Annotated in this window: 18 protein-coding genes; 8 read left to right on the top strand and 10 right to left on the bottom strand. The window is 70.3% G+C overall.

Going from position 1 to position 23447, the window contains the following annotated elements; all coding sequences use genetic code 11:
- Positions 1-5 precede the first annotated feature (5 nt).
- The 5 genes from ABGB12_RS10395 to ABGB12_RS10375 all read left to right on the top strand — a co-directional run bounded on the left by ABGB12_RS10395 (position 6) and on the right by ABGB12_RS10375 (position 8354).
- Positions 6-1136: an acyl-CoA dehydrogenase family protein gene (locus ABGB12_RS10395; RefSeq protein ID WP_347676395.1), complete on the top strand. Its 1131-nt coding sequence runs from the start codon at positions 6-8 to the stop codon at positions 1134-1136.
- Positions 1137-1140: 4 nt separating this feature from the next.
- A complete protein-coding gene (locus ABGB12_RS10390) occupies positions 1141-1863 on the top strand; it encodes an enoyl-CoA hydratase-related protein (RefSeq protein WP_347676394.1) in 723 nt (240 codons plus the stop codon).
- Between the two features lie 271 nt (positions 1864-2134).
- The gene (locus ABGB12_RS10385; protein ID WP_347676393.1) at positions 2135-2551 is read left to right on the top strand and encodes a hypothetical protein; all 417 of its coding nucleotides are present in this window, start codon (positions 2135-2137) and stop codon (positions 2549-2551) included.
- A gap of 57 nt (positions 2552-2608) precedes the next feature.
- Complete coding sequence (locus tag ABGB12_RS10380) at positions 2609-6427, top strand: AAA family ATPase (protein ID WP_347676392.1); 3819 nt, start codon at positions 2609-2611, stop codon at positions 6425-6427.
- A 310-nt stretch (positions 6428-6737) separates the two neighbouring features.
- The gene (locus ABGB12_RS10375) at positions 6738-8354 is read left to right on the top strand and encodes a hypothetical protein (RefSeq protein ID WP_347676391.1); all 1617 of its coding nucleotides are present in this window, start codon (positions 6738-6740) and stop codon (positions 8352-8354) included.
- A 67-nt stretch (positions 8355-8421) separates the two neighbouring features.
- On the opposite strand, the gene ABGB12_RS10370 is transcribed toward ABGB12_RS10375, so the two are convergent.
- Positions 8422-9480 carry a hypothetical protein gene (locus ABGB12_RS10370; RefSeq protein WP_347676390.1) on the bottom strand — a complete coding sequence of 353 codons (1059 nt, stop codon included), beginning with the start codon at positions 9478-9480 and terminating at the stop codon, positions 8422-8424.
- A 164-nt stretch (positions 9481-9644) separates the two neighbouring features.
- Between ABGB12_RS10370 and ABGB12_RS10365 the strand changes: the two genes are divergently transcribed.
- Entirely contained in the window at positions 9645-10301 is a 657-nt protein-coding gene (locus ABGB12_RS10365) for a TetR/AcrR family transcriptional regulator (protein ID WP_347676389.1), read from the top strand.
- 90 nt (positions 10302-10391) lie between these two features.
- On the opposite strand, the gene ABGB12_RS10360 is transcribed toward ABGB12_RS10365, so the two are convergent.
- Both ABGB12_RS10360 and ABGB12_RS10355 read right to left on the bottom strand, forming a co-directional pair.
- Positions 10392-11150 carry an alpha/beta hydrolase gene (locus ABGB12_RS10360; RefSeq protein ID WP_347676388.1) on the bottom strand — a complete coding sequence of 253 codons (759 nt, stop codon included), beginning with the start codon at positions 11148-11150 and terminating at the stop codon, positions 10392-10394.
- A 233-nt stretch (positions 11151-11383) separates the two neighbouring features.
- The gene (locus ABGB12_RS10355) at positions 11384-12016 is read right to left on the bottom strand and encodes an NAD(P)-binding domain-containing protein (protein ID WP_347676386.1); all 633 of its coding nucleotides are present in this window, start codon (positions 12014-12016) and stop codon (positions 11384-11386) included.
- A 64-nt stretch (positions 12017-12080) separates the two neighbouring features.
- Here ABGB12_RS10355 and ABGB12_RS10350 point away from each other — a divergent pair, with 64 nt between their 5' ends.
- Complete coding sequence (locus ABGB12_RS10350; RefSeq protein ID WP_347676384.1) at positions 12081-12449, top strand: helix-turn-helix domain-containing protein; 369 nt, start codon at positions 12081-12083, stop codon at positions 12447-12449.
- 100 nt (positions 12450-12549) lie between these two features.
- On the opposite strand, the gene ABGB12_RS10345 is transcribed toward ABGB12_RS10350, so the two are convergent.
- From ABGB12_RS10345 to ABGB12_RS10315, 7 genes are read right to left on the bottom strand one after another with little or no spacing between them, the layout of a single operon-like run.
- Positions 12550-15579, bottom strand: coding sequence for a CHAT domain-containing protein (locus tag ABGB12_RS10345; RefSeq protein ID WP_347676382.1), 3030 nt, complete (start codon positions 15577-15579; stop codon positions 12550-12552).
- Between the two features lie 17 nt (positions 15580-15596).
- Positions 15597-16430 (bottom strand): hypothetical protein, encoded by an 834-nt coding sequence (locus ABGB12_RS10340; protein ID WP_347676380.1) that lies wholly within the window; start codon positions 16428-16430, stop codon positions 15597-15599.
- Positions 16427-16765 carry a hypothetical protein gene (locus tag ABGB12_RS10335; protein ID WP_347676379.1) on the bottom strand — a complete coding sequence of 113 codons (339 nt, stop codon included), beginning with the start codon at positions 16763-16765 and terminating at the stop codon, positions 16427-16429. The genes ABGB12_RS10340 and ABGB12_RS10335 overlap by 4 nt, the downstream gene beginning before the upstream one ends.
- Before the next feature lie 41 nt (positions 16766-16806).
- Positions 16807-18546: a class I adenylate-forming enzyme family protein gene (locus ABGB12_RS10330; protein WP_347676377.1), complete on the bottom strand. Its 1740-nt coding sequence runs from the start codon at positions 18544-18546 to the stop codon at positions 16807-16809.
- A 34-nt stretch (positions 18547-18580) separates the two neighbouring features.
- Complete coding sequence (locus ABGB12_RS10325) at positions 18581-19450, bottom strand: amidohydrolase family protein (protein ID WP_347676375.1); 870 nt, start codon at positions 19448-19450, stop codon at positions 18581-18583.
- Between the two features lie 2 nt (positions 19451-19452).
- A complete protein-coding gene (locus ABGB12_RS10320; protein ID WP_347676373.1) occupies positions 19453-20709 on the bottom strand; it encodes an acyl-CoA dehydrogenase family protein in 1257 nt (418 codons plus the stop codon).
- A gap of 25 nt (positions 20710-20734) precedes the next feature.
- On the bottom strand, positions 20735-21646 hold the full coding sequence (locus ABGB12_RS10315; RefSeq protein ID WP_347676371.1) for an SDR family NAD(P)-dependent oxidoreductase: 912 nt from the start codon (positions 21644-21646) through the stop codon (positions 20735-20737).
- A 150-nt stretch (positions 21647-21796) separates the two neighbouring features.
- On the opposite strand from ABGB12_RS10315, the gene ABGB12_RS10310 reads away from it, so the two are divergent.
- The gene (locus ABGB12_RS10310) at positions 21797-23443 is read left to right on the top strand and encodes a FadD3 family acyl-CoA ligase (protein ID WP_347676369.1); all 1647 of its coding nucleotides are present in this window, start codon (positions 21797-21799) and stop codon (positions 23441-23443) included.
- Positions 23444-23447: the final 4 nt, after the last annotated feature.

The following is a 23447-nucleotide window of genomic DNA, read 5'->3' as shown; positions in this document are numbered from 1 at the left end:
CGCACATGGACATGACCTTCAGCGACGAGCAGGAGGAGCTGCGCGGCGTCGTCCGGGCGTTCCTGCGCGACGTCTCCCCCGAGGAGGAGGTCCGCCGGCTCATGGAGACGCCGAGCGGATACGACGCCGCGGTGTGGACGAAGATGAGCGACCAGCTCGGCCTGCAGGGGCTCGCGGTCCCCGAGGACCTCGGCGGGGCGGGCGCGGGGGCGTTGGAGGTCGGAATCGTCGCCGAGGAGATGGGACGGGCGTTGTTCGGCGCACCGTTCCTGTCGACGTGCGTGCTGGCGACCCGGGCGATCCTCGCCGCCGACGACCCTGGCTGCTCCCGCGAACTGCTGCCGGGCATCGCCTGCGGCGTCACCGTCGCGACGGTCGCGTTCAGCGAACCGGGGCGCCCCTGGGACGCGCCCGCCGAACTCACCAGGGTGCGCCGCTCCGACGGCCGGTGGCTGCTCGACGGCGCGAAGGACCTTGTGCTCGACGGCGCCCACGCCGACCTCATCCTCGTCACAGCACGCGGAGATGAGGGCGTCGGCCTCTACGCCGTCAGCGGGGACGCGGCGGGCCTCACCCGAACCCCGTCACGTGCCCTCGACCCCACCCGCAAACTCGCCCGCCTGGAGTTCGCCGGAACCCCGGCGCACCCCGTCGGCCCCGCCGACGCGGCAACCCGAGTCCTCTCCCGGGCACTGGACCACGCTTCCGCCGTCCTCGCCGCGGAGTCCGTCGGGGTCGCCCAGCACCTCCTGGAGATGGTCGTCGTCCACGTGAAGGACCGCGTCCAGTTCGGCCGGCCGATCGGCGCGTTCCAGGCCGTCCAGCACGCCTGCGCGCACATGTACGTGGAGGTCGAGTCGGCCCGCGCCGCCGCCCACCACGCCCTGTGGTCAGCCGCCGCGGACTCCCCCGAGCTACCCCTGGCGGCGTCCCTGGCCAAATCCTGCTGCACCGACGCCGCCATGCGCGTGGCCACCGAGGCCATCCAGCTCTTCGGCGGCATAGGCGTCACCTGGGAACATCCCGCGCATCTGTACTTCCGCAGGGCGAAGAGCTCACAATTGCTCTTCGGCGACAGCGATCATCACCGCGACTCGCTGGTCCGCCGTCTCGACGCCCAGCTGACAGGAGCCTGACGACATGGTGCTCGGAGTACACGACGAGGACAAGGTCCGCACCCTGACCTTCCGCCGCCCGGAGGCCGCCAACTCCTTCAGCGAGGAGCTCTACCGCGCCACCGCGGCGGCCCTGGACGCCGCCGCCGCAGACGACGGCGTCTCGGTCGTCGTCCTCACCGGCGAGGGCAAGGTCTTCTCCGCCGGCACCGACCTCAAGGAGATGGCAGCCATCGCCCAGGCCGTGGCCTCGGGCGACGCCACCCCCGACACCGGCAAGGGTTTCCAGATCCTCATGGACGCGGTGGTGAACTTCCCCAAACCCCTCCTGGCGGCGGTGAACGGCCCCGGCATAGGCCTGGGCCTGACGATCCTCCCCCACTGCGACCTCGTCCTCATCGCCGAAGGCGCCAAACTCAGCGCCCCCTTCACCACCATGGGCGTGGCGCCCGAAGCCGCCAGCAGCTACCTTCTCCCCCGCTACCTGGGTCCCCAGAAAGCCAACCTGGTGCTGCTGTGGGGCCACCCCCTCACCGCGGAGGAAGCCGTGGAAGCCGGCCTGGCCCTGCGCACCTGCCCCCGCGAAAAGGTCCTGGCGGAAACCCTGGAACTCGCCCGCGAACTCGCCACCAAGCCCCTCCCCTCCCTCCTCGCCACCAAGCGCGTCATCACCGAGGCCCACCGCGACGCCGTCCTCGCCGCCCGGGCCCGCGAAGACGCCGCCTTCTCCGAACTCCTCAAGGGCTGAAGACCGTCCTCCGCCCTGCCGCGGAGTGTTCGACGGGGTTCGGAGTCCTGAGAGAAGATTCAACATTTCCACCGTGCCTCGGGCCGCCCACTCGACTCCGGCACGACTTTTGGCCTTCTTATAGGTTCTTAGATTTGCTTTTCTGTGAAAACGCCGTCGGCGCCGTGACACTGAGGGAAAGGCGTTTCCCATGAACGCTCGCGATCCGCGCCGCTTCTGACGGGAGGCGGGGCACCGTGGTCCCGGCTCGGTGACGCAAGGGGGACGGAGCATGGAAGCACTGATATTGCAGGCGTCGGTGGCCTTGGTCTCGGCCATGGCCACCGACGCCTGGCAGCAGGTCCGCGCCGCGATGACCGAACTGTGGCACCGAGCCCATCCCGATCGGCCCGAGGCCGCCGAAAAGAGCCTGGATCATTTGCACGAGGATGTTTTGGATGCCCGTCAAAGCGGCGACTCGGAGGCCGAGCAGGACTTGGTCCTTTCCTGGCAGGCGTGGCTGGAACGACTGCTGCGCGAGGACCCTTCCCTGGCAAAAGAGCTGAAGCGCATTCTGGACGAGGAACTCGTCCCCGCGCTGCGGGCGGCCGAGCCCGCCCGGGTCACCTCCACCACGATGCGGGCGAAGTCGAGTGACCAGAGCAGGATCTTCCAGGCCGGTCGCGATCAACACATCACCGGCCAGTAACAAGATCCTGGACATTCTCCGGGACACTTCGCAGCAAGGCCAAGGAGTGATGGATCTATGGATCCGTCAGAACAGCATCGCGACGGACCGCCCGGCGACGCTCCCTCGCAGGGCGAAGAGGGCCGGACCTGGCGTCTTGAGGCTCACGCCTCTGATGAGGCACGCGTCTACCAGGCAGGCCGCGACCAGCACATCCACTACCGCGACGGACTCCGTGAGCGACGTCGTGCCGTGGCGGGCACTGTGGTGGACGAGTGCCCCTATCCCGGTCTCACCGCGTTCGGCCGTGAACAGGCCCACTGGTTCTTCGGCAGGGACGAGCTGGTCGCCGACCTGATCGACGACCTCGGCCGTCGTCTGCGCACCGGCGGCCTGCAGATGGTCATCGGCCCGTCCGGGGCCGGGAAGTCCTCCGTGCTGCGCGCCGGCCTCCTGCCCGGCCTCGAACAGGGCCTCCTGCCCGGTTCGGCCCGCTGGCCCCAGGTGGTGTTCACCCCCGCCGCCGCTCCCCTGCGGGCGCTGGCCGACCGGTTGGCCCCGTTGCTCGCCGAGCCCACCGACGCCTCCCCGTCGCAGGTCGCCGACCTGCTGGCCGCCGACCCGCCCCGGTGCGTGGAGATGCTCGACCGGGTATTGGCGACGGCCGACGGGACCGACGCCGAAAGACTCCTGGTGATCGTGGTGGACCAGTTCGAGGAACTGTTCACCCTGTGCCCCGACGACGCGCAGCGACGGGCCTTCATCGATCTCCTCATCCGGCTGGCCGAGGCGCCGACCGGCGCTTTTGCCCGGCGGAGTCCCCTGGCCCTGGTCGTGATAGGGATCAGGGCGGACTTCTACGCCGCCTGCACCGACTACCCGCAGCTCCGCCCCGCCCTGCAGGACCCCTTGGTCGTCACGGGCATGTCGCAGGAGCAGCTGCGCGAGGCGATCGTCTACCCGGCCCAGGCCGTCGGGCTGGACATCGAGGAAGGGCTCACCGAGATACTCCTCCGCGACCTCGGAACCGCGAGCGCCACCGGTGAGGGCAAGGCCGCCGGTTACGAGGCCGGACGGCTCCCCCTGCTGGCCTACGCGCTGCAACGCAGCTGGCAGCAACGACACGGCAGCACCCTCACCGTGCAGGGCTACCAGAGCACCGGCGGCATCGAGCGCGCCATCGCCACCACCGCCGAACGGGTCTTCACCGGTCTCGACGACGCCGAGAAGGACATGGCCCGGCTGTTGTTCCTGCGCCTGGTCACGATCGGCGACGGAACCGAGGACACCCGACGGCGCCTGTCCCGGGTCGAGATGCTGGAGAGCGGCGTCGACCGGCGGACGGCCATGGCGGTGATCGATGCCTTCACCCGGGAACGGCTGCTCACCCAGCAGCAGGACACCATAGAGATCACCCACGAGGCCCTGATCCGGGGCTGGCCGCGGCTGCGCTCCTGGATCGAGGCCGACCGCTCCTCCCTGCTGGTGCGCCAGCAGCTCGCCGAGGACGCCGCCGCCTGGCGCCACCACGGCGAGGACGACGCCTATCTCTACGCCGACAGCCGCTTGGCCGCGGCGCAGTCCCTGGAGAGCGGTCCGCAGAAGGCCGCCCTGACGCCCACCGAACGCGGGTTCCTCGCCGCCTCCGTGCGCCGGAGCCGCCGCCGCGCCCGGCGGGCGCACCAGGTGATCGCGACGCTGACGGCACTGTTCCTGGTCGCCGCCGTGACCGGTGTGTTCGCCCTGCTGCAGAACAAGAAGGTCACCCAGCAGCGCAACGAGGCCCTCTCCCGCCAGGCCGCCGAGGCCGCGACGCGGGTGGACGACTCCTCGCTGGCCGCCCAGCTGAGCCTGAGCGCCTACCGGATCGCTCCCACGCCGGAGGCCCGCGGAGCGTTGCTGGCCAACCTCACCCATCCCGTGGGAGCGCGGCTGCTCGGGCATTCCGGCGCCCTCGACTGGATCACCTACCGCTCCGACGGCCGTGCCCTGGCCACTGTCGCCAGCGACACCACGGCCCGGCTCTGGGACGTGTCCGATCCTGCCCGCCCTCGGAGCGCCGGCGTCGCCAGAGGACACACGGCGAGCGTGGTGTCGGCGGCGTTCAGTCCTGATGGACGTCTCCTGGCGACCTCGGCGGTGGACACCACGGCCCGGCTCTGGGACGTGTCCGATCTGAGCCGGCCTCGGGAACTGGCCACGCTCAGGGGCCACACCAGCGATGTCAAGTCGGTGGTGTTCAGCCCGGACGGCAATACGCTGGCCACCGCCTCCCACGACCGCACCGTACGGCTGTGGGACATCTCCGATGTTCGCGCCCCTCAGCAGGTCGGCATCGTCCGCCACGACGACGGCCTTCCCAAGGTGGCCTTCAGCCCGGACGGCCGGATGATCGCGATCGCCTCCTACAACGGAGTGGCCCGGCTCGTGAACCTGTCCGATCCCCGGAATCCCAAGAACGTCGCCACGTTGAAGGGGCACCAGGACGGTGTGATCAGCGTGGCGTTCGCCCCGAACGGCCGTCTCCTGGCCACCGCGTCCGCTGACGCGACGCTGCGCCTGTGGGAGGTGTCCCATCCGACCCGGGCCAGGTATCTCGGCACGGCCAGGGGCCACGAGGACTTCATCTACGACGTCGCCTTCAGCCCGAACGGCCGTACCCTGGCGAGTGCCTCCACGGATCGGACCGCACGGCTGTGGGACATCGCCGATCCGGCACGCCCGCGGCAACTGACGACCTTGACCGGTTTCACCAATACGGTGACCGGAGTGGCGTTCAGCCCGAACGCACGCGTCCTGGCGACCTCGTCCGCCGACGGCACCGCACGAATGTGGAACATCTCTGATCCCGCCCGTGTCTCCGTCCGGGCCAACCTCGCCGGGCACACCGACGCCGTCCTGGATACGGCGATCTCTCATCATGGGAGTCTTCTGGCCACCGCGTCATCCGACAGGACCGTCAAGCTCTGGGACCTCTCCGATCCGGCGCGTGCCAAAGCGCTGTCCACGATGAAGGGCCACTCCGACTCCGTCCGAGGAGTGGTGTTCGGTCCGGACGACCGCATCGTCGTCACGGTGTCAGGTGACCAGACCGGGCGGTTGTGGGATGTGTCGACACCTACGCGTCCGGTGCCTCTGGCGCAACTCAAGGGACACATCAATATCGTGCATTCGGCGGCGTTCAGCCCCGGCGGCCGTGTGGTCGTGACCACCGGGCGCGACGGAGCGACCCTGGTGTGGGATGTATCCCAGCCCCGTCGGCCCAAGCGGCTGTCCATGCTCGGCGTCCCCGACAACTGGGCCAACGCGGCCGCGTTCAGCCCGGATGGCCGGATCGTGGCCGTCGGGTCGGGAGCCTCCACCGTGGCTCTCTGGGATGTGTCCGATCCCGCGCGGCCTACGCCTCCGGCCGTTCTCAAGGGTCATACCAACTCTGTCTCCGATGTTCGGTTCAGCCCGGATGGAGCTTTGCTGGCCACCTCAGCCAACGATGGGACCGCACAGCTGTGGGACGTTTCCCACCCAAGCCACACCAAACGCATCTCAATTCTGCGCGGACACTCCGATTCTGTCGACGGGGTGGCGTTCAGTCCCGACGGCCGGACCCTCGCCACGGGATCCGCGGACTCAACCGTGCGGATCTGGAAGATCTCGAACCCCGCCCAGCCGGAACTCTGGGCCACCCTCATCAGCCCGGAATGGGTGAGCGACACCGAGTTCAGCCCGGACGGAAAAGTACTCGGCAGCGCGTCCGGTGATGCCACAGCGCAGTTGTGGAGCATGGACGTGGAGACCGCGAAAAAGTACGTCTGCAGCGCATCCGGCATGGCGATCACCCGAACGGAATGGTCGCAGTACATCCCCGACCTGCCCTACGACCCTCCTTGCGGAGCGTGACAAGGCGGCACCGGCGATCCTCGGCGAAGGCCCTGATGGAGGACACCGCCTTCTCCTAATTCCTCAAGGACCGATCTCCCTCAGATCGCGAAAGCATGTACTCTTTCCGCATGATGAAGAGAATCGAGGCTTACCGAGGCCGGTGAGTGTGGAAGACGAGCGCGGTGCGCTCGATTCCCCCGTCCCTCTGCTCGAACACGCGCGGCGGCTGCATCGGCTGAACCCTGATGGCCCGCTTCCCGATGAAGGCCTTTCCCTTCCCGACTGCGGCAACCGGCCGTATGTCCCGGTTTCAGAACGCAGGTCCGCCTTGGCGGGCGTACTGCAGGAGTTCCTCGACGGGCGGACGTCGTCGGCTCAGGATCTGCACGACAGGTGCAGTCGGCTGCCGTTCAAAGCCGAGGACGCGGAACGTGTCCTCCAGGACCTCACGCCCGAACCTCCGCGACGGCTCCTCGAGGCGGCCCGGTGGCTCATCGCGAACGGGACCGACCGGCGAGCCGTTCTCGTCGGGTTGGGGCTGCTCTGCGGCAACGCCGAACAACGCGACGTCCCGTCGATCAGGATGATCGGGCTGCTGCCCTTCGCCGCCCGGCCCGTGGTGAAGGCGTTGGCGCGGATTCCGACCGCGGCGCGCGACCTCCTCTGGCTCGCCGAACGGTCAGAGGTCCCCGCACGGATCGCCGCGGTGGAGGCGTTGGCCTGGCATACGGACCCGGTCGTCCGTGCCTGGGTGCTGTCGACGCCGAGAGAACTGCTCTCCAGCGAACTCGCGCGGCGGATCGCCGAGCTCTGCGATCTGGCCCGGCTGCTCGACCGGGCGGACGTGGACGACGCGCTCTGGGACCAGGTCGGGAATCTGCTGATCGCTATGAACTGTACCCGTAACTACCGGTCCGAGATCAGCGAGTACCTGGACGCGTTGACCGTCTATCGGCGCTGGGTCGATCTCGCGGACCGGCGACCGGCGACGCTGGAGCGGTCCGCTCTTCTGGTCTCGGTCGCCGAGGACCTGCGCACGGGACCGGCCGCCTTGGTGGCGGGCACGCTCCGTCAGGAGCTCGTCGAACTGATCGGGAATGTCCTGGTCTCCCGAACGTGGACCGCGGTGCTGGACCGCAGCGCTCGTTCCAGTGACCCCGTCGAGGCCAGACGAGCCGCATGGGTCCTCGAAGAGAGGGGCAGGAGCGGTGTCTTCGCCGAGAGGTTCGCCGTCCGGGTCGTGGTGCCCGATCCGCGTCCCGTCGGCTTTTCCCAGGTGGAGGCCAGGGTCGTGATCGACGGGATGCCGGTCGTGGTGGCCGCGTTCGACAAGGGACCCGCCGAGAGCCCCGAGGACCTGATCTACAGCGGGCGGCTCAGGGCCACGAGCGAGCCGAAGGAGATCAGGCTCGCCGAGGCGTACTGCACCGAGGGATGCTGCGGCGGCCTGTACGTCACGATCGTCCGTGAGGGTGCGGAGGTGGTCTGGCGGGACTGGCGTTCCTCGGCACCGGGCGGCCCGCCGCAGGAGGTCCGGTTCGACGCGGCGGCCTACGACCGGGAGGTCGCCCGGGCCGAGCGGGACCACGGCTGGGAGTGGCCCGCCAGGACCGTGGCCCGGCTGCTGGTCGAACGGCTCCGCGCCGAGCCCGACGTCCTGGGCCGGTGGGACTGCGCCCCCGGCTGGTGCACGGCCTGGCCGGTGGACTTCGACATCGCGCGCCTGACGTTCCGCCACCCGGCACGCACGGACTCCTTCGAGGATCCCTCGGTCCAGTTCGGTCTCGTGATCGACGTAGGGGATCGGGCTCCGCAGGATGTGGCCGTGGAGGTCGTCGAATCGTTGCGGACCAACGATCCGAAGTCCTTCGCGGAGATGATCGGCGGCACCAGGAACGGCGCCGAAAAGCTCGGCCTCACCTACCGGAAACCGAGCCGCTGGTAGACCTCGCGTGGACGCGCCGCCCCGCCGTGCGATCAGGGGCGGCGCGGCCTCACCACCAAGCGTGTCATCACCGAAGCCCACCGCTTTCCCCATTGCGGATGGCCGCCCTCGCACGTCCGTAGTCGGCCAGGGCGTGGAAGGCGGCTTTGGGCTCCCAGGGCAGGCCCGGGTGGGTCGTTCCCGTGTCGCCGGGCTCCAGGGTTTTGACGATGCCGAAGCTGGCGGTGTCGAAGTCGCGCTCGGGGATGGCGGAGGTGGGCAGGTCGCGGCGGGCGAAGGTGTTGACGAAGGCCGTGTCCACGCCCGCTTCGTCGTAAAGGCCGAGGAGTTCGCGTATGTAGGTGGCCTGTTCCTGCTCGTCTCGGATGACGGAGGTGGTCAGGCGGACGGGGCGAGCGTGTTCGTCCCATTCGATGATGGAGTCGCCGCGTCCGCCCAGGGCGGCGGCTCCGCGGTGGGTGACGCAGCCGAACTCGGTGACGGCGAACGGTTTGGCCTGCGAGGTCTGTTCTCGCAGGCGTTCGCCGAAGTCGGGCGGGGTCGTGGCGTCGCGGTAGCCGGCGTCGGTGGCGACCATGTCGAACACCGACCAGTCAACACCTTCGAAAGGCAGGGAGGCATAGCTGACCGGGCCGTCGAAGCGGGCGCGTACGGCGGAGACCGCCTGTGCCAGGAAGGCGTTGACGCGGGAGGGCAGCAGAGGAAGCGCGGCGCGCATGCGCTCGGGATCGGCCAGCACCGCCAGCCGTTCCTCGATGCTGTCTCCAGGGAGGAAACCGTGGGTGAAGAGGCTGATCTCGGAGCCGGTGAGGAAGACGACCTCGGCTCCGTTCCCGCGCAGACGCTCGGCGCGTTCGGCGCTGTCCGAGAGGAACGCCAGTAGCTCGTCCCGGGTGAGGCCGTTGGTGAACGGGCAGTACCAGACCTCCAGGCCGACGTCGGCCGCGTGGCGTGCGGCCGTCTCGAGGCGGTCCGGGTTCCCTCCTGTGACGCGGACCGCGTCGCAGTACAGCTCGTCGCGGATGACCTTCATCTCGCGGCGCACCACGTCCGGGTCGTAGGGCTCGTGGGTGGTGGTTCCGGCGGTCGGGAAGCCGGTGTCGTAGGTGAGACCGTAGGCGCGCATCAGGACCTCCCAGCAGGGTCGCGGCGGAGTGGACCATCGCCAATGAGGTACTCAACGTACTCTAAATGGCATGGGGTCAGCCTGGATTCAAGGTGTACAGGTGTACGGGGCGTACCCTGGGCGGCGGTCGGAGTTCGCGGACTCCCGAGGGTGAGGGGCACGGCATGGCATCCGCCGAGGAAGGCGTTCGGCGCGGTGGGGAGACTCCCCTGCGGCGACGGGGTCCGGCGCTGGAGCAGGCGATCCTCCAGGCCGCGGCGGAGGAGCTGCGGGAATCGGGCTACGCGGGAATGACCATGGACAAGGTCGCCCGGCGCGCCGCCACCAACAAGAACACGATCTACCGCCGCTGGCCGCACCGCGCGGCGCTCGGCGTCGCCGCGTACCGCCACCTGGCCGAGGCGCGGATCGCGGTACCGGACACAGGCACCCTGCGCGGCGACGCGCTGGCACTGCTCCGGCAGGCGAACGCGACCTGGTCCTCGCCGCAGGGCGCCGTTCTGAGGGAACTCCTCGCCGCCGCAGGCGACGATCCGCGGCTCCTCGGCCTGCTGCGCGAGCAGGCCGGCGGCAGCGCCATGGACACGGCCTGGCTGACCCTGCTCAGCCGCGCGGTGGCGCGGGGCGAGGCACCGCCAGAAGCCGTCCACCCACGCGTGGCCTCGCTGCCGGTCACCCTGCTGCGCGGCGAGTACACGCTCCGGGGAACCCCCTCGGTCTCCGACACGGCACTGACCGAGATCGTGGACGAAGTGTTCCTCCCGCTCGTCCGGGGTCGCGCCCCGAGCCCATCCCGTCGAGACCGGACGAGCCGCTGGTAGAGCCCCCGCGGGTGGGCCCATCTTGCACAGGTCCACCCGCGCCTTGCTCTCAGACGAGGCCGGATTCCTCCTCCAGCCGGAGGTCGGCGGTCACCCCGCCGTGTCGGAAGCGTCGGATTGGAGGAGGTGGCGGGCGAAGAAGTGTTGTGAGCTCTCCAGCTCGAACGCGGGTACGCCCACGTGGCCGCCGGGGTTGGCGTGGAGCGTCTTCTCGCGGGAGGCGAAGGCGTCGAAGAGCGCGAGACCGGAGTCGCGCGGCACCAGCTCGTCGTCCCACTGCAGCAGGAACTGGACCGGGATGGTGACCCGGGCCGCCGCTTCGGCCAGGGCTTCGCGGCCCGTGAGGCCGAAGACGGCGGCGGCGATCCTCGGTTCGGCGGCGGCGAGCGGCACGCCGATCGCGCTGCCCATCGACACGCCCCAGAAACCCATCGGTCCGCCCGTGCCGATGTGGTCGAGCTCTTGGAGGGAGTCCAGGGCCGCGCGCCACTCGGGAACGGCACGCTCTGCCAGTGAGGCGTTGTAGTCGGCGATGAGAGAGCCGACCGGCTTGCCCGCCGCCCTTTCCCTGATGCCCGCGACGAACCGTTCGTCCTGCTCGGTTCTCGGGCGGTCGCCGTGTCCGGGCGCGTCGAGGGCCGCCACGGCGAAGCCGCGGGAACTCACGTAGTGGTGGGCCCGTGCCACGAGACCGGGGGCCTTCTTGTGCTGGCCGCCGCCATGGCCCAGCAGCACCAGAGGACGGCCGCCGGTGGCGCCGACGGGCGACCAGAGCACGCCCGGGATGTCGTCGATGACGAAGAGCTGTTCCGAGACGCCGTTCGAGGTCGTCTCCGAAGTGAAGCGCATAGGTTCGTTGCCTTTCGGGATGCCTGCGGGCGCTCCCAGGGCCACCTACGTCAGATGGACCGCGCAGCCGTGAGGGAGGAGAGCACCCAGCCTGATACAGCGGTAATGGGTCTCACCTCCTCGGGTCGGTCGCGTGCATGACGACGCTACCAGATCATCGGCAGCGGCGCCGGAATCGACGGTCTGTCCGTCGGGGGGGGCACGACGACCGCATTCCGCTCACGGCCGTGGCGTCATTCGACTCGAGGGAACGCGGAGTTCGGGTCGACGCCGGAGAAGACCAGGCCGATGACGAAACCCGCCACCTCCTCCAGTTGGCGGGCGCGGGTCAGGGGGCCCAGCACCGCGGGGACGCCGCCGAGGTCGCGGACCAGGTCGCCGACGGTCTTCAGCGCGGCCGGGTCATCGCCGCACATCGCGACGGTCACCGGGGGCTGATCCGGGGCGTGGGAATTCGTCCATTGCGTGGAGGGGAAAAGGTGGAAGGCCTTGACGACGTGCGCGCCGGGGGCGAGTGCGGCGATCCGCTCGGCCATCGAGTCGGTCCCCGTCAGCAGGACGCCCACGCCGTGCTCCACGGCGTTCGTGGGATCGATGAGCGGCGTCCCTTCGAGCAGGCCCTCGGACGCTCCGGCACTGTGCAGGATGTCCGCGGCGCCCGTCCAGGTCACGGCGAGCAGGACCGCGTCCCGTCCGGTGACGGCTTCGCGGGGTGTGGCGGCGTGCACACCCCCGCCCAGGCGGTCGGCGAGTTCCTTCGCCTTGTCGGGCGACCGTCCCGCGATCACCACTTCGTGTCCGGCGCGCGTCCAGGCGGCGCCGAGGCCCTCGGCCAGATTCCCGGTTCCCAGGATTCCGATGTTCATGGGAGCACGGTAGACAGGGCGATACGCACCGATCGGTACGCGGCGGGGTGCGAGCATGGTGCCTGTGAGCGAATGTCACGAGCTGATAGCGGACTGCCGGTTGCGGGCTGCGGCGGAGCTGTTCGCGCACACCTGGGACCCCGTCGTGCTGGCCGCACTCCAGCAGGGCCAGCGCCGCAGGCACGAGCTGCGTTCGGCGATCGGGGGGATGAGCGACAAGGTGCTCACCGAGGCGCTGCGACGGCTGGTCGCGAACGGGCTCGTGGAGCGGCGCGGGTACGCGCAGGCGCCGCCCCGGGTCGACTACCGGCTCACCGATCTCGGGCGGAGTCTCGTGGACGGCCCCATGACCGCGTTGGCCCGGTGGATCGCCGAGCACGGCGACGAGCTGTTCGAAGCCCAGGAGGCCGTCTCCCCCTTCGGCCGAGGCTGAGCGGGCGACGCCGTCCGGTACGGATGCCACCGCGACGAGCTGTGCCTCAGGGCTGCGGGCCGACATCCGAGCCGGGGGCATCCCGGTCAGCCCCCGCTGGTCAAGGGCCGACGTGGAGGTGGGACGCCCAGAGCTCCGGTCTGTCCGGATGCGCATGGCGGAGTTCGAGAACGGCCGCGTGGAGGGCACGCGGGGCCTGGTCGGGGCCTTGGGCCGCGATACGGGTGTAGAAGGCATGGGTGATGCCGGCGGCCGCCTCGTCGTCGATGGGCCAGAGCGTGCCGATCACGTGGCGGAAGCCGGCCAGGTGGAAGGCCGCCGTGATGTGCAGGGCCTCATCGGCGGTGATGGAGAGGACGTCGCTGGTGGCGCAGGCCGAGAGGTAGGCCAGGTCCGCGTCCAGCCGGAGAGGGAGGATCTCGCGCGGGGTGAGCGGCCGGTCGTGAAGGAGCAGGCGGCCGCGGGTGGGGTCGTGCGTGTCGGCGTCCGCGTGGCAGGCGAAGTGCACGATCCGGTTGCCGGGCAGGGCGGAGAGGACGGCGTCGCGGGTCGCCTGCTCGTTGCGCAGGACCGTCGCGCCGAGCAGGCTTCTGAGGCTGTGCGCCTCGGACGCCGCGTTCGGCAGCGGGGCCTGGCCCGGGGTCCTGCTCATCGCGACGGCCAGCGCTCCCCCGCGCGGCGCGGTGCCCGGGAGTACGGCGCCCAGCGCCCGGACGGTCGGGACATAGGAGGACACGACTCGCTCCATGGCCGAGCCGTTCCCGTCTCCCGCCGCGTGCAGAGGGAGCAGCGCGAGCACACCCGCCGGACACCACCACAGCCGGTCGCCGGTCCAGCCGATCGCGCCCAGCGCGTCCAGTACCGGGCCGACTATGACGCGCCAGAGCCAGGCCAGGACCTCCTGGATGTCGTCACACGCCCGTGCCCGCCGTGTCCCGTCCGTCGCGGGGTCCTGGACGAGGCCGAGGGCCGCCTTGAGGTCCTTGTGCCTGGTCATGGCCTCGGCGGTGGTCAGGTCGGGCAGCGGGACGGCGTGGACGCCCCGTGGCGTGACGAGCAGGGCCAGCCCGCTCGTCTCCGTCGCGCTGACCGTGACGACGGGGCCGCGGGCGGCGGCGCGGCACAGGTCGGACGCGGCCGGCGCGGAGGCGCCGCGCAGGGTGTCGGCGAGAACGCCTCGTGCTTGTTCCAGCAGCTCGAGTGCACGATCGGGACGACCGGCCGCCACCGCGGTGGCGGCGGCCTTGGCGCCCAGGCCACTGTGGACGGCCAGCTCGAACTCGCGGTCCTCGTGGTGGCGGCTGCGCAGCGCGATCCCGGGGAGCAGCCCGACGGCCGCCTCGAAGGCCCGCAACGCCTCCGCCGGGGCGCCGGCCGCGGAGGCGAGCTCGGCTTGTTCCAGCCTGAGCGCCATCTCGGTCACAGGGGCGAGCCCGGGACGGCCGAGCGCCTCGTCGACGGCGTCCGCGGCACGCCGGAGGTCTCCGGCGTCCCCGGTGCGCCCGGCGCGCAACCGGAGGGCGGCACCGAGGGCCAGCAGGATCTTCGGCCGGGCGGGGCCGCCCGCGGGGGCGAGCTTCAGCGCGCGCTCTCCCTCGATGATCGCCTCGTCCAGCCGGCCGGCGTCGTGCGTCGCCTCGTAGCCGTGCCGCAGTCCGTAGGCGAGGTTCGCCGCCCGGACGTGGTCATCGGGTGCCAGGGCGGCGGCCTCGCGCCACAGGTCGATCGCCCTGGGCAGGGCCTCCGGCTCGCCGCGGGAGCTGAAACGCCTGAAGTGGGTGAACGCCAGCTCCGAGAGATGAGCGGGTCTGCGCGGGTCGTCGGGTGCGAGCAGGTCGACGGCGGCATGGCCGTTCGCGATCGCGCGGTCCAGGTCGCCCACGGATCCCGTCCGCGCGTACCAGCTCGCCTGGACCCGGCTGAGATGCGACAGGACGTCCGCGTCGCCCGCACGTCTCCTCGCGGCGCGCTCACCGGTCACCAAGGCGTTGTAGAGGAACTCGCCATCGCCCGTGTGCTCGTATCGGGCGAACCAGATCGCCGACGAGAGGTGGCTCAGGGAGGCGTCTCTCGGAAGGCACATGGCGGCCTCCGTGACGGCCGCCTGCGCCCGGTCGAGATCGTCGGACCCGCTCTTGCCCCAGCGCAGGAAGTAGAGCCCGGCCAGAGTGGACTGGATCCGCGGGTAGTCCTCGTGATCCCGCCGGACCAGCCCGTTCGCCTGCTCGAGGAGCCCGATCGCCGCGTCCAGGAGCCGGGGATCCCTTGCCGCGGCGGACTCGATCCGCAGGGCCTGGGCGAGGACGAGCAGCCGGGCCGGCTGTTCGGGACAGGGAACCTGCGACGCCTGGTTCACCAAGGCGATGGCCTTGCGCAGATCCGAGGCGCCGGGGTCCCGGAGGAACCTCCGGTAGAGCTTCTCTCCGTACAGGAACGCCAGCTGGGCGCCCGTGGCATCACCGTTGACGGCCCAGGCCGCCATCTCCTCGGCGCACGCCAGCGCGGCTTCGTGGTCGGCCTTGTTCCCGGTGGCCTCGTAGCGTTCCTCGAAGGCCTCGTGGAGCTTCCACAGGGTGACGAGCCGATCCGGATGGCCTTGCCGGGCCAGTTCCCGCTGTGCGTCGGCCACGGCACGGTCGAGTTCGGCGGTGTCCCCTCGCCGGGCGAAGAGCAGCCGGAACGCTCTGATGAAGGAACGCTGACGGTCCGTGTACCGGGGGTGGTCCTCCGGGGTGGCGGAGACGATCCGCCTCCAGGCGGACACCGCCCGCTCGGCCAGTGCCGGATCCGGCGAATCACGGGCTTCCCGGCGCAGCTCCTCCGCCTCGCAGACGGAGTAGTCGGCGAGGAAGGGAAGCATGTCGGGCGGCAGCGCCATGTCGTCGTACAGAAGGCAGGGCGTGAGCGTCATGACGGCGAGCAGCATGTCGGTCCGCTCCTTCGTCACGAGGTAGCGGTAGAAGCAGAAGACGCCCAGCACAAGGCCCTGCTCGGTGTCCTCGCCGTCCCAGTCGCGCAAGGCCTGGGTGAGGATCTCCGTGAACCCGTCCTCGACGACGTGGTTCAGGTCCCCGGACTCGTGGACCCGGTCGACGGCGTCCATGAGCTTCTGCAAAGACCGGAGGTCCATCGTTCACTCCCTGGTGGTCAGGTGCCCAAGGCACGCTGGCGGCGGAGGAGGTCGGTGAGCGCGAAGAGCGCGAGCACCAGGGCGGGCGCCAGCACCGCCGCGACGACGGGCCGGGGGGCTTGGAGCAGCAGGCCGACCGCTCCGGCCAGGAGGCTGACGGCGGGGGTGACGGATCTGCGCAGCGCGACGGGCAGCAGGCAGAGCACCAGCGCGGCGGCGCTCCAGAGGCGTGCGGGCCAGCCGTCCCAGACGCCTGGAACGATCATCGCCGTGAGCACCGCGAGCAGGATCGCCAGATCGGACCACGCGTCCCGGCGCAGTCTCCGCTCGAGGAAGACCGCCCTGACCAGCCAGGCGAGCTCACCCGCCACTCCCGCGCCGCACACCGCGAGGACCGCCCAGCGCGGGCCGCTGAGCGCGCCCGGCGGCACACAGGCGACCAGCAGACCGGTGAGCAGGGCGAGGACCCCCGCGTGGTAGAAGCCCCGCGCGATGTTCGCCCAGCGGTGCGCCTGCCGCATGTGGCTCTCCTGCATGCCGCGCAGGAACGGGCTCGGCTCGCCGTCCGTCTGCTCGCCGGGGAACCACTGGAGCAGGTCGCCCGGCGTGCACATGTACCGCCGCGTCCACGCCGTCGCCTGGACGGTGCCGATCTGCATCAGCCCCGCGGCGACGAACAGCGCCAGTGCGGCGTCGGGCCATCGGCTGACCGCCGCGGACGGCGACGCGGACGATTGCAGGGCCAGCACCGCCATCGTGAAACTGCCGCCGGCCAGGAGCGGGGCCGCGAACCCGCCGACGGCCTGGATGCTCTCCACGTAGCCCAGCGGCATGGGCGGCTTCCAGCTCACGCGTCCGCCCCCGGGCACCCGTCGACGTGGTCGCCGTCCACCCCGCCGCAGGAGCAGTGGTAGCCGGACCCCGCAATCCCCCGGACGCCGGACCCGTGTTCGAAGCGGATCCGCGGTGACGGCAGCTCCAGCGCGTCCACCACCGCGTCGGCGACGTCCAGGTGATCCACCGTCATGGGGATCAGCAACGGAATCCGAAGCTCGCCCGGCCCTGCCTCCACCGCCCCGGCCAGCTCCACGCCGAACGGCGCGAGCGCGGCCTCGACCTTCGTGGGATCGGGCGGTTCGGCGTGCCCCCAGGAGCCCTGCAGCCGCAACGTCGACTCTTCACGCACCGGCCCATCATGCCCGAAAAATTCTTTCGTTGCCGCGAGGGTCAGGTGGGCGGCTCGTCCTCCTCGAGACGGCGTTTGAGGACCTTGCCGGTCTCGTTGTAGGGGAGGGCGTCGCGGAACTCGACGAAGGCGGGGACCTTGAAGGCGGCGAGTTTCTCGGCGACCCAGGAGCAGAGCTCCTCCTCGGAGGGGGGCTCGGCGCCGGGCTCGAGGACGACGAAGGCCTTGACCTGCTGGCCGAGGACCTGGTCGGGGACACCGATGACGGCGGCGTCGGCGACCGAGGAGTGTTCGACGAGGCGGTATTCGATCTCGATGGGGTAGATGTTCTCGCCGCCTCGGATGATGAGGTCGCGCATGCGGCTCTCGAGGTAGAGGACGCCGTCGACGATGCGGCCGTAGTCGCCGGTGCGGTACCAGCGGTCCTCGGCGAAGGCCTTGGCGGTGGCCTCGGGATTGTTCCAGTAGCCGAGGAAGACACCGGCGCCGCGGATGGTGACCTCGCCGACCTCGTTCTCGCCCAAAGGGTCGCCCTCGGAGTCTCGGACCTGGATCTCCATGGTGGGGGCGGGGGCTCCGACGGACGCGGGGTGGCCGTCCATCTCGGGGCCGTTGAGGAAGGTGCCGCCGCCGGTCGTCTCGGTCATGCCGTAGCCGTTGGTGATCTGGACGCCGGGCATCTTCTCCTCGAACAGGCGCAGCAGTTCGGGGGCGAAGGTCGAGCCGCCGCTGCCGATGACGGCGACCTGCTCGGTGCTGTATTTCTCGAAGTCGGGGTGGGTGAGCATGCGCCAGAAGTGCGTCGGGACGCCGTGCCACTGGGTGAGTTCGTACTTGTCGGTCAGTTTCAGGGCGCGTTCGGCGTCCCAGCGTCCCGGCTCGGGGAAGACCAGCCTGGAGCCGAACGACGGCGCTATGACCAGGGCGGGGCCCACCCCGGAGACGTGGAAGAACGGGTTGGAGCAGATCGACGTCCGCTGCACGTCCGGCGGGATCTGACGGTACCTACCGCCGCCGTTCACGACCACGACGGCGCCGCCGAGGCCGCCGAACAGACCGAAATGCACGAAGTTGCGGTGTGAGAGCGTCGCGCCCTTGGGCAGGCTCGTGGTCCCGCTGGTGAACAGGATGGCGGCCGGGTCGTCCTCGGCGATCGCGACGTCCGGCAGGCCTCGTCCCGGATCGTGGACGGAGAGCGCGGCCTCGTGCAGGTCCCGCAGCGAGACGGGGAGGCCGCCCTTCGCGGCGAACTCCGTCCGCCCCAGGCGTTCCAGCGGGCGGCCGAGGCCGAAGACCGCCTTGGGTTCGGTCAGGGTGATGCCGTGGTCGAGTTCGGCGGGGGCCCACCAGCCGTTGAGGCCGACCATGACGGCGCCGAGCGAGAGCGTCGCCCAGAACGTCAGGAGGTACTCCTTGCCGTTGGGCGCGGCGACCGCGACCCGATCCCCCTTGCCGATGCCGTACGTGCCGGCCAGGACCTCGGCGTAGGCGGCGGCCAGGGAGAGCGCCTCGCCGTAGGTGAGGGTCTCGGGTTCGGGGCCGTCGAAGACGCAGTACCCGGTGCCGGGGTTGCGTTCGGCCGCCCCGGCGAGCACGGCCGGAAGGTGCGGGGCGCGCTGGACGAAGACCTCGACGGGAGAACCGAGGACTTCTTCGGTGACCCGCTCGAACGGGCCGCCCGGGCCGCACAGCAGGCTCCGCATGTCCTCGCTCAACGACTGGTCGGCGGTCCAGCGCAGGGTGACGGAAGAGGCCGAACGGCCCGGGACGGTGTCGGTCACGAGATCCTCCGGGGGTGGGAGAAACAGATCCCTGTCATTCGAGATTCAGGACGCGCTTGGCGTTGTCGTGGAGGAACTTCGGCCGCACGTCGTCCTTGAGGGGGACGTTCGGCAGTTCCTTCATGATGCGGTCGAGGGTCAGGCCCATCGGGTAGTAACCGGCGTAGATGACCTTTTCCGCGCCCCGGGAGTTGGCGTAGTCGATGATCTCCCGGGGGTAGTACTTCGGCGCGAAGGCGCTGGTGGAGTAGTACAGGTTGGGCCACCTGAGCATGAGTTTCACGGCCAGGTCGACCCAGGGTTCACAGCCGTGGCGGGTGACCATCACCAGTTCCGGGAAGTCGAACATCACCTCGTCGATGTATTCGACCTTCTGCGGCTCGAAAGGGACCCGCGGACCGGGGATTCCGGCGCAGACGAAGATGGGAAGGCCGAGCTCCACGCATTTGGCGTAGACGGGATACATCTTCTTATCGTTGATGGCGACCTGGGGGTTCGTTCCGGCGGGGAAGACGTCGACGGCCTTGATGCCGAGTTCGGAATGCGCCGAGACGATCTCCCGGATGGCGTCCATGCCCTTGTTCGGGTCCACCGAGAGGCAGCCGGCGAACCGGTCGGGGAATTCGGTGACCGCCCGTTTGCCGTCCTCGCCGCGGACGCCGACGAGGCCGACGGAGATGCCGTGGGCGTCCATCTGGCCGAGCGTCACGGCGACCGGATCGATCTGCTCCTGCTCCTCGGCCTGGTCGGGCACGTCCTTGAACATGTAGCCCGCGGGCATCTTCAGCTTCCCGGACTCGGCGTCCTTGGTCTGCTTCGTGATGAACCCGTAGGTCGCCTTCGGGTCCCGCATCGGGAATCCGATCATCGTGTCGATGATGGGCTGGTCGGGGGAAAGGGGCATCGTCAGCTCCCGTCTCGCTGGGCGGTCGTCATCCTGAACGGCACATCCTTGTCGGGGTGCCGCTGCCGGGGAAGGCCGAGGATGCGTTCGGCGATGGCGTTGAGCTGGATGAAGTCGGTGCCTCCGCCGATCCGCAGGCCCTGCGCGCTGAGCAGCTGCTGCTGTCCGGCGCCTCCGCCGGGGGTGTCCTCTCCGACGAGCAGGCCGCGGGCGCCCTCGATGGCCAGGGCCGCCTCGCCCGCGAGGTGGGCGCGCCTGGCGACCAGCAGCTTCATGATCGAGCCCTCGGGTCCCGGGGGCGTTCCCCTGGTGATCGCGGCTCGCATGCGCAGGCCCAGGAAGCGCAGGATCTCGTCCAGGGTGTAGACCTCGGCGATGCGCTGCCGGATCACCGGGTCGTCGATCCGGTCGCAGGCGCGGGCGAGTTCCACCAGAGCCCTCGCCCGTTCGCCGCCGCCTCCACCGATCATGGCGCGTTCGGCGGCGAGCGTGGTGTGCACGACCTTCCAGCCCGCGTCGACCTCGCCGACGACGTTGCCCGCCGGAACCCTCACCTCGTCGAGGAACACCTCGTTGAAGTGGTAGGAGCCGTTCATCTGGCGCAGCGGCCGCACCTCGATGCCGGGGGTGCGCATGTCGACGAGGAAGTAGGTGATGCCCTGGTGCTTGGGCACGTCGACGTTGGTGCGGGCCAGCAGGATCGCCCAGTCGGCGACCCGCGCCGACGACGTCCACACCTTCTGGCCGGTGACGATCCAGTCGCCGGTGGTTTCATCGAGCACAGCCCGTGTACGCAAAGCCGCCAGGTCCGAGCCGGCGCAGGGCTCGCTGTAGAGCTGGCACCAGACGCGCTCTCCGTTCAGCAGCGGCGGCAGGTGCTCGGCGCACTGCGCTCGGGTGCCGTGCCGCATCAGCGTCGGCCCGACCATCTTCAGGCCGATCATCAGCGGCCCGACGGAGACGTCGAACCGTTCGCACTCCTCGGCGAAGACGGCTTCCTGACCGGGGGTCCCGCCCCGCCCGCCGAACGCCTCGGGCCAGGAGATCGCCGCCCAGCCCCCGGCCCGCAGCGTGGCCTGCCAGTCCTTGGCGGCCTCCAGGCTGGCGCGTTCGGCCTCTTCGTAGGCGGAGGCGGACTCGGCGGACTCGAAGTGCAGCCGGTGCTTCACCCTGCCCGAGAAGGCGGGCGCGTGCTCGCCCAACCAGGCGCGGGCCTCCGCGCGGAAGGCCGCCGGCTCGGGAGTGTCCTGCAACTCCACTTGTTCTCCTTCGACGGTCGGCCGGTCAGCGCAGCCCGGGTGCCCGGGTGCGGAAGACGTCGGTGGCCAGACGCGCCCCGAGCGTGGTGGCATGCCATTTCTTCTCGTCGCTGGAGATCACGGCGTCCTCGGTCCAGCCGCCCATCAGGTAGATCTTGTCGTGGATGGCGCGGAGGACCTGGCCGCTGACGTGCTGGGCCTCGTCGCTGGCGAGCCAGGCGACCAGTGGGGAGCTGCCCGCCGGGTCCATCGGGTGGTACTCGTCCTCGGCGAGCTCGTCGGGCTCGAACGCCTTGAGGTCCTTGCCCATGGTGGCGGTCAGCCGGGTCATGCCGCCGGGTCCGACGGCGTTGACGGTGACGCCGAACCGGGCCAGCTCCAGGCTGGTGGTGAGGGTCAGCCCGACGATCGCGGCCTTGGCCGTCGCGTAGTTCGACTGGCCGAAGTTGCCGGCCAGGCCCGCGCCCGAGGTCGTGTTGATCACCCGCCCGGTGAAACGCTCCCCGGCCTGGTAACGGGACCGCCAGTGCCGTGAGGCCAGGTGCGTCATCAGCCAGGTGCCGCGCACGTGGACGCGCATGACGGCGTCGAAGTCCTCCGGCGTCATGTTCCAGATGACCTTGTCGCGAGCTATGCCCGCGTTGTTCACCACGATGTCGATCCGTCCGAACTCCGTGACGGTCCGCTCGACCAGCGCCTTCGCCTGCTCGGTATCTGCGACGTCCGCGAAGTCCGCGATGGCGGTGCCGCCGCGCTTGGCGATCAGCTCGACGACCTCGTCCGCGTCGTCGCCTCTGCCCTCGCCCTGCACGCTGGTGCCGAGGTCGGCGACGACCACCTTGGCCCCGTGCTTCGCCAGTTCCAGTGCGTGCCCGCGGCCGATGCCGTGCGCGGCTCCCGTCACGATGGCGATCTTGTCCTCGAGCAATCGGGCCACGATCCCGCCTCCCTGGGCTGACGTCATTACGGTCGGGGCGACGGCCTTGAACGCACCATGCCCCCATTGCAGAATGTATATGTTATTGAACATACCGCTCCGTGTCTCCCCCCACTCCGCCCTCGCGGCCCCGTTTCCCGGAGGAACAAGGTGACCACCACCCCCACGGCAGACCAGGACGACTTCGTCGACCCGCGCGGAGACCTGCGCTGGGGCACCACCGGTGGCCTGCTCACCGAAGCCGCGGCCCGCCTCGGCGACGCCGAGGCGATCGTCGACGGCGACGTCCGGATCACCTACGCCGGGCTCGACGCCGCCGTGGCCGAGGCCGCCGCCGCTTTCCTCGCGGCTGGACTGGAACGGGGCGACCGGGTGGCGGTCTGGTCGCCCAACACCGCCCGCTGGATCGTCGCCGCGCTCGGCCTCCAGCGCGCAGGAGGCGTGCTCGTGCCGCTCAACACCCGGTTCCAGGGCAAGGAGGCCGCCTTCATCCTGAGCAAGAGCCGGGCCAGGATCCTGTGCGTCATCGACGAGTTCCTCGGACGCGACTACCCCGCCTCGCTCGAGGACGCCATCGGCGGCACGGGAGACGGCCGCCCCTACGCGGCGCTGCCCGACCTGGAGAAGGTCGTCGTTCTCTCCGGACGGGCCGGTCGGCACACCTCCTGGGACGATTTCGTGGCTTCCGGATCGTCCGTCACCGCGGAGCGAGTGCACGCACGGGCCGCCGAGATCAGCCCCGACGACCTGTCAGACATGCTGTTCACCTCGGGTACGACCGGCAATCCCAAGGGCGCTATGTGCACCCACGCCCAGACGCTGCGCGCCTACGCGGTGTGGGCCGCGGTCGTAGGGCTGCGGGAAGGCGACCGCTACCTCGTCGTGAACCCGTTCTTCCACGGGTTCGGCTACAAGGCCGGCTGGCTGGCCTCGCTCATCGTCGGCGCGACGATACTGCCGGAGCGCACCCTGGACGTCCCGCACGTCTTGAAGGTGGTGCGCGAAGAGCGGGTGACGGTCCTGCCCGGCACTCCGACGCTGTACCAGACGATGCTGGAGCACCCCGACTTCAGCTCGGACGGCGTCTCCGGGTTGCGGCTGGCCGTGACGGGCGCGGCGAACGTCCCGCCCGCGATCCTCCGGCGCATCAAGGAGGAGCTCGGCTTCTCCCACATCGTCACCGGCTACGGCCTCACCGAATCCTGCGCGATCGTCTCCATGTGCCGCTACGACGACCCGCCGGAGATCATCGCCTCCACGGCCGGCCGCCCCCTGCCCGGCTTGGAGGTCGTCACCGTCGACGCCAAGGGCCTGCCCACTCCCGCAGGCGTCGAAGGCGAGATCCTGGTGCGCGGCTACACCGTGATGAAGGGCTACTTCGGCGAGGAGGAGGAGACGGCCTCCACCGTCGACGCCGACGGCCGACTCCGTACCGGCGACATCGGCGTGATCGACGAGAACGGCCGGATCCGCATCACCGACCGCATCAAGGACATGTTCATCGTCGGCGGCTTCAACGCCTACCCCGCCGAGATCGAGAAGCTCCTGGACTCCCACCCGTCCGTCGCGCAGAGCGCCGTCGTCGGCGTCCCCGACGAACGCATGGGCGAGGTGGGGGCGGCGTTCGTCGTCGCGAGGCGGGGTGCCACCCTGGACGCGGACGAGCTGATCGCCTGGGCCCGGCAGAACATGGCCAACTACAAGGTGCCCCGCCAGGTGCACGTAGTGGACGCACTGCCGGTGAACGCGGCCGGCAAGGTCCTGAAGAACGACCTGCGCGCCCGCCTCGGCACCTGAAGGA

It is taken from the genome of Actinocorallia sp. B10E7, from assembly GCF_039871655.1.
GTDB lineage: Bacteria > Actinomycetota > Actinomycetes > Streptosporangiales > Streptosporangiaceae > Actinocorallia.
This window is presented reverse-complemented; position numbering and strand designations above follow the sequence as displayed.